At 45.1% G+C, this 11,318-nt stretch carries 11 protein-coding genes; 4 read left to right on the forward strand and 7 right to left on the reverse strand.

Features of this window, described 5'->3' with window-relative positions; all coding sequences use genetic code 11:
- Nucleotides 1–31: 31 nt before the first annotated feature.
- Nucleotides 32–2,251, reverse strand: coding sequence for an alpha-L-arabinofuranosidase C-terminal domain-containing protein (locus BT142_RS14995; protein WP_072418994.1), 2,220 nt, complete (start codon nt 2,249–2,251; stop codon nt 32–34).
- 391 nt (nt 2,252–2,642) lie between these two features.
- Between BT142_RS14995 and BT142_RS19910 the strand changes: the two genes are divergently transcribed.
- The gene (locus tag BT142_RS19910; RefSeq protein ID WP_278277328.1) at nt 2,643–2,777 is read left to right on the forward strand and encodes an IS66 family insertion sequence element accessory protein TnpA; all 135 of its coding nucleotides are present in this window, start codon (nt 2,643–2,645) and stop codon (nt 2,775–2,777) included.
- Between the two features lie 97 nt (nt 2,778–2,874).
- On the opposite strand, the gene BT142_RS19415 is transcribed toward BT142_RS19910, so the two are convergent.
- The 5 genes from BT142_RS19415 to BT142_RS15020 form a co-directional block, all read right to left on the reverse strand.
- Nucleotides 2,875–3,144: a hypothetical protein gene (locus tag BT142_RS19415; protein ID WP_072418995.1), complete on the reverse strand. Its 270-nt coding sequence runs from the start codon at nt 3,142–3,144 to the stop codon at nt 2,875–2,877.
- A gap of 186 nt (nt 3,145–3,330) precedes the next feature.
- On the reverse strand, nt 3,331–4,500 hold the full coding sequence (locus tag BT142_RS15005) for a recombinase family protein (RefSeq protein ID WP_242872006.1): 1,170 nt from the start codon (nt 4,498–4,500) through the stop codon (nt 3,331–3,333).
- A 94-nt stretch (nt 4,501–4,594) separates the two neighbouring features.
- Nucleotides 4,595–6,226: a recombinase family protein gene (locus BT142_RS15010; protein ID WP_072418996.1), complete on the reverse strand. Its 1,632-nt coding sequence runs from the start codon at nt 6,224–6,226 to the stop codon at nt 4,595–4,597.
- Nucleotides 6,227–6,316: 90 nt separating this feature from the next.
- Complete coding sequence (locus BT142_RS15015) at nt 6,317–6,517, reverse strand: hypothetical protein (protein WP_072418997.1); 201 nt, start codon at nt 6,515–6,517, stop codon at nt 6,317–6,319.
- Nucleotides 6,518–6,672: 155 nt separating this feature from the next.
- A complete protein-coding gene (locus BT142_RS15020) occupies nt 6,673–6,987 on the reverse strand; it encodes a hypothetical protein (protein WP_072418998.1) in 315 nt (104 codons plus the stop codon).
- A 930-nt stretch (nt 6,988–7,917) separates the two neighbouring features.
- On the opposite strand from BT142_RS15020, the gene mobC reads away from it, so the two are divergent.
- A complete protein-coding gene (gene mobC, locus BT142_RS19725) occupies nt 7,918–8,568 on the forward strand; it encodes a plasmid mobilization protein (RefSeq protein ID WP_072418999.1) in 651 nt (216 codons plus the stop codon).
- The gene (locus BT142_RS15030; protein WP_242872007.1) at nt 8,472–9,296 is read left to right on the forward strand and encodes a relaxase/mobilization nuclease domain-containing protein; all 825 of its coding nucleotides are present in this window, start codon (nt 8,472–8,474) and stop codon (nt 9,294–9,296) included. Before mobC ends, BT142_RS15030 begins: the two co-directional genes overlap by 97 nt.
- On the opposite strand, the gene BT142_RS15035 is transcribed toward BT142_RS15030, so the two are convergent.
- Nucleotides 9,226–9,660: a PD-(D/E)XK nuclease family transposase gene (locus tag BT142_RS15035; protein ID WP_072419000.1), complete on the reverse strand. Its 435-nt coding sequence runs from the start codon at nt 9,658–9,660 to the stop codon at nt 9,226–9,228. The genes BT142_RS15030 and BT142_RS15035 overlap by 71 nt on opposite strands.
- 399 nt (nt 9,661–10,059) lie before the next feature.
- Between BT142_RS15035 and BT142_RS15040 the strand changes: the two genes are divergently transcribed.
- The gene (locus BT142_RS15040) at nt 10,060–11,307 is read left to right on the forward strand and encodes an IS4 family transposase (RefSeq protein ID WP_278277575.1); all 1,248 of its coding nucleotides are present in this window, start codon (nt 10,060–10,062) and stop codon (nt 11,305–11,307) included.
- The last annotated feature ends 11 nt before the right edge of the window (nt 11,308–11,318 follow it).

Raw genomic sequence — 11,318 nt, forward strand, 5'->3', positions numbered from 1 at the left:
TATGATATACTGATCACAAATCAAGTTCTCCTTAACCTATACCTGCCCTGAATACATTTACAGACCTTGCAGACACGCGTACAATACTATCGTCGACCGAAATACATCTGCGCCTTGGTATGACCTTTTCGGGTTCAGCAAAGCTGTTGCCATCGTCCTTGCTGTTTGCGGTGAGAGTCTGAACACAGAACTCCCTGCTCAATGCTCTGTCGCTTTCAAGTGAAACCTCAATATCACTCTCAGTCAGATTTACCAGCTTTATTATCAGTTCATTTTTAGCTGTATCTACTGTGCAGACCGCTGTGATGTCTGGCACTTGTTTTATAATTCCGCTGTGCAGGAGATTGCCGTTTATGCAGAGTTCATAGCTGTTTCCGTCAATAGAAAAAGTAAAACTCTTGACTTCAAGCTCGCCCGTGTATTCGCTTTCGGAAACTTTCATTTTTGACCAGCCGTTATAATGTGTCACAGTACATCTGCCGTCTGCCGCTGTCAGTTCATAGCGGTTCTGATCTTCGTTTGTAAGTCCGTTGTCAAAAAACGTGAGATGCAGTTCACTGACAGGCTTATCAAAATCATAACTGTAAACAACACCCGTGTTTGTTTCGGTGCTGTCGATAGCTTTTTTATCTCCGTCTGTGAGCAGGCAAGTGCTGCCCTTATCGTGACGGGAAAAGTATCCAGTTTCCACATCACAGCCGCAAACATAGTTGCCCTTGTTTTCTGCAAACATTTTCAGCATATAGTAGCTGGGAATACCATAGCACTGATGATTGTTAAATGTTATAAGGTCAGGCTGCCACTCTGTGAATCTCGGGTTATTAAGAAGCGGTGCATAGCTGGTCATTTTTACCTTGTCCTGATCCCGTTCTATCCCTGTCAGGAATGCCGCCTCACCCAGCGCCCCCATAAGTGTACCTTGCTTGCAGCCGATAGTTGATGCATATTCGCCAACATAGATATCTGCATCTGTGTGACCGTTGTAGGTATCATGGTTTGATGCGAAAAACAGCGGATCGGCATAATAATGATCGTCAATCAGATCAGCAGAAAGACCGCTTTTTTCAACGTGGTCGGTGGCGATATATTTAAACTGTGGAAATTCCGCTTTGAGTCTGTCGTAAAACAGCTTGTAGCGATTTTCGTATTCTTCACCATAATTCTCGTTGCCGATCTCGAGATATTTCAGACATTTGAACGGCTCGGTGTGACCGTTGGCGGCACGCTGTGAACCCCATTCGCTGTCGGCAGGTGCGGTCGCATAGAGTATTGCATGGCGGGCGTCCTGATAAAACTCCTCCACAAGCTCGTCATCAAAATAATCGGGACAGCGAGCCTGACAGGTCATACCGCAGTTGAAAACATACATAGCGTCTATCCCTGCGTCCTCGCAAAACTGCATAAACTCGTGAAATCCGAGCCCGTTGGTGGAGTTATATCCCCACAGCAGGCGGTGCGGTCTGCGCTCCCAAACAGGTCCTATGCTGTCCTCAAAACGGTAGGCGGTCTCCCTTGTGAAGCCTTCTACAATGCAGCCTCCAGGGAAACGCAGGAAGGACGGTTTAAGCCCTACAAGCATAGTGGCCAGGTCTTTTCTAAGCCCGTTTTCTCTGCCGCAAAAAGTATCAATGGGGAACAGAGATGTAAACCCGATAGTTACCGTTTCACAAGAATCCGAATACAGTTCAAGCGCCGCATTAAAGTCGGTCTTGTTTGCCTTGAAAATGCACTCGTGTTTTGTGTATCCGCTCTTTACAATAAATGTGTGACTGTCGCTTATGCAAACACCGTCACTTGTAACCAGCCGAACTCTGACCTCAGCAGCGGTCTCGGCTTTGGCGAACATATAGAATCTGTATTCACTGCCTTCCCTGACAGCAAGCTCTTCAAAGCCCCTGTTGTATATTTTTCCGCCGTTAAAGCGGACATTCAAAGCACGCTTTCTTGCACTGTTCAGAGTACATTTATCGGTAAGCGACATTTCGGCGCTGTCAGCCCTCCAGCCGTGTATTTCCTCACCCTCAAAGCAGTCGAAGCTGCAAATCCAGCCTGTGGGTGAAGTGATAGTTTTTGTTTCGGGGGAGTAGGTGCATCTGTCGGGGATAACGCCATCATCAAAGGCTCTGTTTGCCAGCATTTCGGCGTACAGCCCGCCGTCACCCGAACGGTTTATATCCTCAAAGAAAATTCCGTAAAGGCTATTTGAAATATCTGTGATCTTTTTATCTGTGTCAATTTTGATCTTATGCATTTTTGCAAACCTCACTGTGTATTATTATGCTTCTTTGATCGATATACAGTATATCACGTTTTTCCTTTTCTGTCAATAAAAAGCGCAGCCTATAACCGAACTTTGGCTGCGCGGGTCAAGTTTTTACTGTGGGTAAGGCAGGATTGCATTCCTGTTATGCGTTTGCGAAATAAAACAGACCCTCCTATGATTTGCTGCACCATAGGAGGGTTTGTTTTTGTGGGGTTACTTTATTTTGAGGAACTTCAGGGCTCCACGCACCATAATGATTTGTCTTAGCCTTAATCTTAGTGATTGTCTGTACCCGCCTAAAAACTCCCCACCCTACCCAAAGAAGTCCAAATAGACTAAACTAGAACCATCCAAAATAGTCGAACCGGAGTTGATCAGAATGAATGAGATAACGAAGATCAAAAACGAAGTGAAGCTGAAACAATGGGCAGAAATGATACAGCAGCGAAACGAAAGCGGTCTTACTGTAGCTGACTGGTGCAGGCAGAACGGTATCAATCTCAAGACATATTAGCCTCACCTTCTCACCAGTCATTTTACATTGATTCTGAAGCAATTTCTTTTTTGCGTTCGAGCTATGTGCAGTAACCACTTCATATCGATATTTTGGCTTATTCTTCAGTAATATTCAACGTGTTTTGCCACATATCACTTATCCCCTTTGCAAGAGCAGCTCGATATGAAACATGAATTTTCCAATTAAACCCATTATCGTCAACGTTCTGTAATAATAGAGAATGTGCTTCATCATAGTATACACGATTAATCTTTCCTGTTTTACTATTCTTTCTTCCAGTTATAAAGCCTATTTTGTACAGGAAGTGTGCGATATCATGTTGATTGGCTTCAGTTTTCTGGTTGAATTGTGGTGAGTAAATCATAATACTAATATTGCTTTTAATGCTTTTTTATTTTTTCAAATAGTTCTGTTGTGGTATAAACATATTTTCCGCTTGCAAACCAACCGTCCAAACATAACCAAAATAATCGTTGATAAGGTGTTGCTTACGGCACGCCGATCGCAGCACTCCACCATATTTTGAAAACGGCGTAAAATCGCCGTTTCCTTATATACTGAATTTTACCTCAATGCCATTTTCGTCACTCACATAGACCGCTTCGAGCATAACCGCCGCAAGCTCGTGCTTTTCGGGAATGGAGAGCTTGTCCCAATGCTTCATCGGCTTTTCCAAAGGCGCGGTATCAACCGTCCTGCGCTTACGAGCCTTTGCCTGCATCTTACGCTCCAGAGCTGCCTTCTGTTCGTGCAGCTCATTGACCGTGTTCTGAATATACTCAAACAGCACCGTATCGGCATCAGCGAGCTTTTTCATCAGCTTGCGGATCTCCTCATCGATCTTGATTATCTCAGCCCTCAACGCTTCGGTGTCGGCATCGGGAGCGTCTGCACTTCGCTTTGCGATAACAAGCTGATCGATACGGTCACGCATCGCCTGCAGGGCAGCACTCTCGACTTCTTCGGGACGAGTTTTCAGGAACTTCTTCACACAGCCTTCCTTACGGTATGCTCCCGAATCTCTGAGGTATCTGTAACGCTTTCCGCTTTTAGCATTGTCATAGTAGTGGATTTCCAAATGATAGCCGCAGTGACCGCATTTCAGAAATCCCGTCAGCCACGAATGATTGGTATTCGCATTGTTCGGGATACGCTTATTATGGGCTTTCTTGTCCTGAACGGCAAGCCATACGCTCGCATCGACCAGCCCCTCATGATACCCGACCTTAACAAAAGTCACTCCCGAAGCCCTATGAATGAAAACCCCGTGAATACCGTCATACGCTTCAATATCATCGAGTATTTCATAGCCTTTGGAAACGAAAAAAGCGTATACCTCTTTGTCGGCTCTCACATACAGCGGACTTTCAAGAATACGGCTGATGTGACTTCTGTCCATATTGTCTTTTACTTCGCCGTTATGCTTAGAAAGCGTGTAAATATCGTTCTCCTTGAAGTATTCGATCACATCTTTCAGCGAGGTTGACGGCTTCTGATACAAGTCATAGGCGATCTTTACCGACTCCGCCTGCTCCGAGGGAACAAGCACCGAGCCTGTCTTGCCATTCACCGTTCTGCGCTCGGAGGTAAATCCATAGTAGGTCTTACCGCCCTGATAGAAGCCTGTTTCCCTAGCTCTTGTGCTGTACGCATCAGCGACACGAGCGGCGATAGTTTCACGCTCAAACTCCGCAAAATTCAGCAGATTGTTTCGCATCATACGCCCTTCGTAAGCTGCAATTATGGGTAGTGATCTATCCTTCAATCAAACAAAGTAGCTTTTTGAGTATCAATCTTTTGGTGTATGCCCCTGCTTAGTCTGCAAGGGCATTTCTTTTGTTTTTCAGGGGCTTGTCGATTAGTTTATAGTAGATGTGTATGTCACGGGGATCACTTCTCTTGTCGGGATTGCGGTCTATCGTGATATACTCGATCAAGTCAAGTGCCATCTGCCTTGTAAGCTCCTCAGCCCCTGCATAGGATCTCAGGCGGCGGATATATTCGTCCACATCGTCCTCAATCTGCTTTTCGGTTTCGGCACTCTCTTTCAGCACTTCATATTCTTCCTGCAACGCTTTCAGTTCTGCCTGATATTTTTCAATCAGACGGATACAAATATCTTCGGGAATCTTACCGCTGAACTTGTCCTCGTAAACGCTCTGGATAAGTCCGTCAAGTTCCTCAATACGCTTGCCAACTTCTTGATAACGCTTCTTATTGGAGTGTTCCTCAGCCTCTTCCTTCTTACGTTTTCTTGCAAGATACTTTTCTCTCGCCTTGTTGTCATTCGTCACAAAGTCGATCTGTCGCTGAATATCTTCAAGCACAACTTTTTCAAGAGCTTTCTGCGTGATGTAGTGCGAAGTGCAATGCGACTTGCCGAAATTCCCGTATAAGGTGCATACATAACCGACAGGACGTTTACTGTTAACAGTTGCTGTCTGCTTCATTTTTGTTCCGCAGGTATCACAGTAGCAAAGTCCAGAAAGCGGTTTTACAACACCTGTTTTGGTGTTTTTGCCGTGGCTCACAGATGCGTCAATTTCGCATACCTTATCCCACAAATCCTGAGAAATGATAGGTTCATGATTATGCTCCACAATGATCCAATCGGATTCATCTTTGTTGATGACCTTATGGTTTTTGTAACTCACGGTTGTCCGGCGGAGCAGTGCGAGATTGCCGATATAGATCGGGTTATGCAGAATACTTTTGATCGTGTTGTTGCCCCACAGATGATGTGAGTATTTCGGATCGGTCTTGCCGAGCTTCTGATACCTGTACACGGACGGCGAGGGAATACCCTCATCGTTCAGTACTCTGCAAATCCTTGTGATGTTGTAGCCTGCTGCCCGCATTTTGAAGATACGCTCAACGATAGGAGCGGTTTCGGGATCGATCATAGGCGTACACTTTTCATCATCGCCCTTGATATATCCGTAAGCTGCCGATGTGGTTTTGTACTTGCCTGCCTTTGCCCCTGCTTCAATGACAGCACGCACTTTTTTGGAAGTATTTGCGGCGTGCCATTCATTAAAAACGTTCATTATAGGTAACATCTCCATACTCGAACTATTAGAGTTGAGCGTGTCAATATTATCTGTCAGGGCGATAAAGCGGATATTATAACTTGGAAAAATGTAATCCACATACTGCCCCACATGGATATAATTACGACCGAAACGGGAAAGGTCTTTACACAAAATCAGGTTTATCTTTCCCATTTTTGCATCGTCAAGCATTCTCTGCACACCTGGGCGATCAAAAGTAACGCCTGAAATCCCGTCATCCACATACTCGTCGTAAAGAGTCCAGCCCTGTTCTTTGATGTAGGCAGTCAGGACTTTTCTCTGGTTTTCTATCGAAAGGGATTCACCCGAACGCTCATCATCACGGGACAAGCGGAGGTACATTCCCACATTGTAATTGGTCTGCTTTGGTAACATAACAACTCCTTTCTCCCAAAGCGACCTTTTACCGCTAAGACTATTATAGCGCGCCTTAGCGGAAAAGGCAATAGCTTTTGAGAAAAAGTTTTAAGCTGTTTTAGGGACGATACCGAGCATTTCACTCATCGCTCTGTCCTCAGCGTACCGATACATCACGTCATTGATGTCTTTGTCTCCGATGAAGTGGCTATGCACTCTGTAAGTGCGACCGCCTACCTCATAGGTGTTGATCTGAACGGGACAGTCCTTGTACTGCTCGTTCATCTCCTGCATTGTTCTGTTTTTCATAGCTTGTTACTCCTTTAGCTTCTCTATCTCTATGCTTTAGAGCGAGGGGATTGCTTTCTCTATCTGCCCCTCTATTGTGTTTGTTGTCTTATTGTTGAAGCTGTGCGGAACGGCATTGCTGCCGTTCCATTTCACAGCTATTGTTGTAGGATTTTTCAATCCTCATAAGGATTGCGTTTCTTGTCAAAGAACGAAGTCTGACCGTTCATCTCATCACTGTCCTGAGCTGTATCTGTATCGCTCACGGCAGTACCCTGAGCCGTAAGCTCCAAGAGCTTCTCAGGGTGCTGAGTGATAAGTTCAAAGAACGCCTTCTGATCAAGCCCGAATGTGTCACGCACCCTTACGAGCTGCATCTCATTGAGCTTTGCATTGATCTTGTCGATCTCCGCGCCGTCCTCACGCATACGCTTCTCCAAAGTCTCACGTCTGGCGAGGAGCTTCTTTGTCTGTTCTTCATAGCTGAGCATAAATCTCATCTCCTTCCGTTTTGTTCTCTCCTTGTCGGTTCGGGAGCATATCCCGATGTTAATATTATAGCGCACTTACGCCGTTTTTGTCTACTGGTATTGCGCTCAAACTTTCTGTTTCATTAGAGTTTTGCGTTCGACAGATTGTTATGGGGAATTTTGAAATTCACACGGGAGCATATTTTTTTGAAAAAATCATGCCCGTTTTTTGATTTTTCGTGCTTGTATATTTGGAGGGTATTTTATTCAAGCACCGCCGTAAACTGTTCGCATTATGAATAGAAATCCGGTGTTGAATTTAGGCATAAGGGAGAACTGCCATGAACAAAGTGTAAACTTTCGCAAAAAACAGGTGCAAATCATCAAAATCTTCGGTTGTATAGTAGAGAGTGTTTTCAAGTGTCGGTCGCACCCTCTCATATATCATTACCAATAAAAGACGACTGTCGTTAAGTGCTGCCGAAATATTCTCTGTAATGCACAAATATCTTGTCGCAAATTTTCTGAAATTTTCAGCGGAGATACTTAACGATACGGCTCAGAATTTGGTATTGATATATGAGGAGATATTTTCACCATACTGCCGCCCAAGTTGCGCCGAAACTGCGCCGAGCTTTATTACAATAATATTGTGAACAGTGGCAGGGCATCACGGCGGAGCGTGAGCGATATGACCGCCGACCAAAGCGGCGGCATAAAAGAGAGAAAGTCGCTGACGCTCCAATTCTCGCCATGAAAGCGAGAAAACCGCCGAATGGCGGTAAAAGCCGTGCCGATAAAAAATCGGCACTCTCAGTTCGCAAGCACGGTGATATGCGCCACGTTTCGGAGAAACGGGACTTTATCACGATGCTTGTCAGGGGAAAATTCCCCTAAGACCCCTTAATAAAAAAAGACCGCTGATGCGGTCGAGAACGAAAGGAAGAAAATATGACAAAAGCAGAGAAAAATTACAAGCGTGACTATGGTCACAAGGACAGCGAGGAACTTGCTCTTAACTACACCCGTGACGGTATGCGTGAGGAGCTTGACGGAGTGCTTGAAAAGGTCAGTCCCGATGAGCTTACCGCAGACGAGCAGGAGTATCTGGACGGGCGAAATCAATGCCGTAATCATACCCTCAATATCCGCTTTAATGATACGGAGTGGGAGCATATTTGCAGACAAGCAGAATTGCTTCATTTGAAGAAGTCCAGCTATGTCCGTGAGTGTACAAAGGCGCATTATGTTCTGATGATGGATCAGGGCGACATGAACGGCATAATCGGTGCGGTCAGAGGCTTGTCGGCTAATGTGAATCAGATAGCCCGACGAGCCAATAAAACAGGCAGGATTTACGATGATGACATTACAACTACGAAAGAGAGTGTGAATGCGATTTGGCAGTTACTAAGCTACATTCAATCAGCGACTCAGTGTGCGGAAGCCTTGAATACATCGTGGACGGGAATAAGACCAGAGGTCATTCGCTTGTCGAGTCTTTTATGTGCGAGACAGAACCCGTCCGAGCAGCCGAACAGTTCCGAGCCGTCCGAGAACGTTTCGGAAGTAGTCGAAGCACCACCAAAGCCCAGCACATAATTCAGTCGTTCGCCCCCAACGAAGTCACCCCCGAAAAGGCTATGGAGATAGCGCAGGAATTATGCCATAGGCTATTGCAGGAGCAGTATCAGTATGTCATTGCAATACATACCGACCATGACCATATCCACGCACATATCGTTGTAAATAACACGAATTTTACCACGGGCAAAACCTTTGAAACCGAGCATAATCAGGGGAAGAAAAAAGACCGTGCATGGGCAGAAGTGCGCCGTATCTCAGACGAGCTTTGCACGGAGAATAATCTCTCCGTCATTGAGAACCCCGAACAAAGCAAGGGCAAGAGCCATTGGGAGTGGGATATGTCACGGCAGGGCTTATCGTGGAAAACCAAGCTGAAATATGCTATCGACCAAGTTGTTAAGGAGAGCGATGACTTTGCAGATTTCCTGCTGAAATGCGCTCAGAACGGCATACTTGTCTACTACAATCCGGAGCATACGATCGACCTGAAATTTATGCTTGCCGAGCAGAAAGAACGCAATCCGAGAGCCAAAATGACGAGGGCAAAAACGCTGGGGTGGTTTTACGAAACGGAGCAGATCAAGAGCCGTATCGTTCACTACAAAAAAGCTATGGAATACAGTCCGAAAGCAAGGATCGTCCGTGTGTCTGTGCAGGCGGAGGAAAACAGGTTTATCCGTGACAGCATCGACCGCAATAACATGAAGTTGACAAGCAAGGCGATGAATATTCTTCGGTTATGAAAATAACATAGCTGTCAACGAGCGCTGAAAACTTCTGCCCGCGTCTTAGCAGCTTGGTGTCGATCTTGCTGCTGTGGTATCTTGCACGTCGGACATTGGCTTCATCGGAGCGGTTCTGAACCTCGATGTTGTACATCTTGCCTGAACTGTCTTTAGCTTCAATGTCTATTCGTATCGAACGGTCGAGCAGGTTGCAGTATGTTACTTGCGACTTGACATCAATGATTTCCATATCAGAACGGTTCAGTATAATGTTGAGCAACAGCGCTACCGATGGTTTATCGCCGTCAAACACTGCCGACATGAAAGTGTCATCCATCAGTCTGAACTGTTTGATAGCTTCGTAGTATTCCTTCGGGTACATCGTTCCACCTTGCCAATTTCTCTCTTAAGTCTATTATACCACAACCACAGTAAAAAACAATAGCTGAAAAAATAATACACCTAATGATTGTTTGATAGCAAAAGAGATCTATAGGCTTTTTATGCAGGCAATCTCTTGCACATATTTGCGTAAAATGTGAACTTCAAAGTTAATGTCATTAAGCTAACACACCAACATCCCTCTTAACACACATCCCCCCTGCAAGTAAGCAGGGGATATTTTTTTATGAATAAATCCTTAATATTGTCCGAACCCTATTGACAAACCGACAAAAATCTGCGGCGAAGCCAATCAGATAAGCTATTTTGATCGGAGGCTTCATTTATGGAAAACTTTTGTATTAAGGTGAAAAATACTTTGCTTTCACTGATCTCTCAGATGGAATCCTCATGCGCTGATTTTGTGAATGCTCCCGGGCATGATTTTACTCGGAAAAGCACTCTATCCTTTTCCTGCACCATGAGATTTCTTTTGTCGATGGGCGGCGGTTCACTTAACAGAGAGCTTGCGGAATACTTTGATTTCAGCGCCGATACGGTATCTGTCTCCGCACTGGTACAGCGTAGAAGCAAGATAAGACCGGAAGCGTTTTCTCATCTGCTGAAGAGCTTTAATAACTGTTTCCCCTCTGAAAAACTATTCTGCGGCCGCAGGCTCCTGTCTGTTGACGGCTCGGACATCGACATTCCACACGATCCGTCCGATAATGACTCCTTTATCAAATGGAGAGACGATAAGAAAGGCTACAACCTGCTACATTTGAATGCATTGTATGACCTTACCGACAAGCGGTATTACAGTGCAGTTGTGCAGCCGTTCAGGAAGAAAAACGAACACAGCGCTCTGATTGAAATGATCGACTCCTTAGATCTTCCTCAGGGTTCGATCATCGTTGCCGACAGAAACTATGAGAGCTACAACAATATCGAAACGCTCAGAAATAAAAGTCTCTGTTATGTTATCAGAGTAAAAAAGTCGGGCGTTACCAAAAATTTTGTGCTGCCGGAGAGCGAAGAATTTGATATTGATTCCGAAATACTGCTGTCAAGAAAGCAGAAAAAGGAATTTATGGACAACAAAGCAAAGTATCGTTATCTCCCCAAGAATGTAAACTTTCCATTTTTACCACCGGGGTCAAGCGAGCTTTATCCGATGTCATTTCGGGTAGTAAGATTCAGGATCTCTGAGGATACATATGAAACGCTGATAACAAATCTGCCTCGTGATGAGTTCGGCATAATGCAATTAAAAGAGATATACCGTATGCGCTGGGGGATAGAGACGTCGTTTCGTGAACTGAAATACAGCATCGGGCTGAACGCCTTTCATGCCAAGAAGAGAGATTTTATAGAACAGGAAATGTATGCCCGCATGATAATGTATAACTTTTCAATGCTCATCACCGAGCACATTGAGGTGCCGAAGCAAAAGGGAAAGCATATGACTCAACTGAACATTACTGCCGCAATACACGTCTGCATGAGCTATCTGAAAAGCGACAAGATAGATCCTGCCGAACTGGAAAAGCTGATAGCAAGACGAACGCTGCCTGTCAGACCCGACCGACATTACAAGCGAAAAAACAGAGGCAGATCAGCTGTTTCGCTCAATTACAGGATAATGTAGGGCAGCGAAAG

Origin of the sequence: Ruminococcus sp. YE71, from assembly GCF_900119155.1 — a bacterium.
In the GTDB taxonomy this organism is placed as follows: Bacteria; Bacillota; Clostridia; order Oscillospirales; family Ruminococcaceae; genus YE71.

Excerpts from the sequence above, each read along its gene's own strand:
- BT142_RS15030 (WP_242872007.1), top strand. The coding sequence starts at position 8,472 with ATGTGCGAGACAGAACCCGTCCGAGCAGCCGAACAGTTCCGAGCCGTC.
- BT142_RS15020 (WP_072418998.1), bottom strand. The coding sequence starts at position 6,987 with ATGCTCAGCTATGAAGAACAGACAAAGAAGCTCCTCGCCAGACGTGAG.
- BT142_RS19910 (WP_278277328.1), top strand. The coding sequence starts at position 2,643 with ATGAATGAGATAACGAAGATCAAAAACGAAGTGAAGCTGAAACAATGG.
- BT142_RS15015 (WP_072418997.1), bottom strand. The coding sequence starts at position 6,517 with ATGAAAAACAGAACAATGCAGGAGATGAACGAGCAGTACAAGGACTGT.
- BT142_RS15010 (WP_072418996.1), bottom strand. The coding sequence starts at position 6,226 with ATGTTACCAAAGCAGACCAATTACAATGTGGGAATGTACCTCCGCTTG.
- BT142_RS15005 (WP_242872006.1), bottom strand. The coding sequence starts at position 4,500 with ATGATGCGAAACAATCTGCTGAATTTTGCGGAGTTTGAGCGTGAAACT.
- mobC (WP_072418999.1), top strand. The coding sequence starts at position 7,918 with ATGACAAAAGCAGAGAAAAATTACAAGCGTGACTATGGTCACAAGGAC.
- BT142_RS15035 (WP_072419000.1), bottom strand. The coding sequence starts at position 9,660 with ATGTACCCGAAGGAATACTACGAAGCTATCAAACAGTTCAGACTGATG.
- BT142_RS19415 (WP_072418995.1), bottom strand. The coding sequence starts at position 3,144 with ATGATTTACTCACCACAATTCAACCAGAAAACTGAAGCCAATCAACAT.
- BT142_RS14995 (WP_072418994.1), bottom strand. The coding sequence starts at position 2,251 with ATGCATAAGATCAAAATTGACACAGATAAAAAGATCACAGATATTTCA.
- BT142_RS15040 (WP_278277575.1), top strand. The coding sequence starts at position 10,060 with ATGGAATCCTCATGCGCTGATTTTGTGAATGCTCCCGGGCATGATTTT.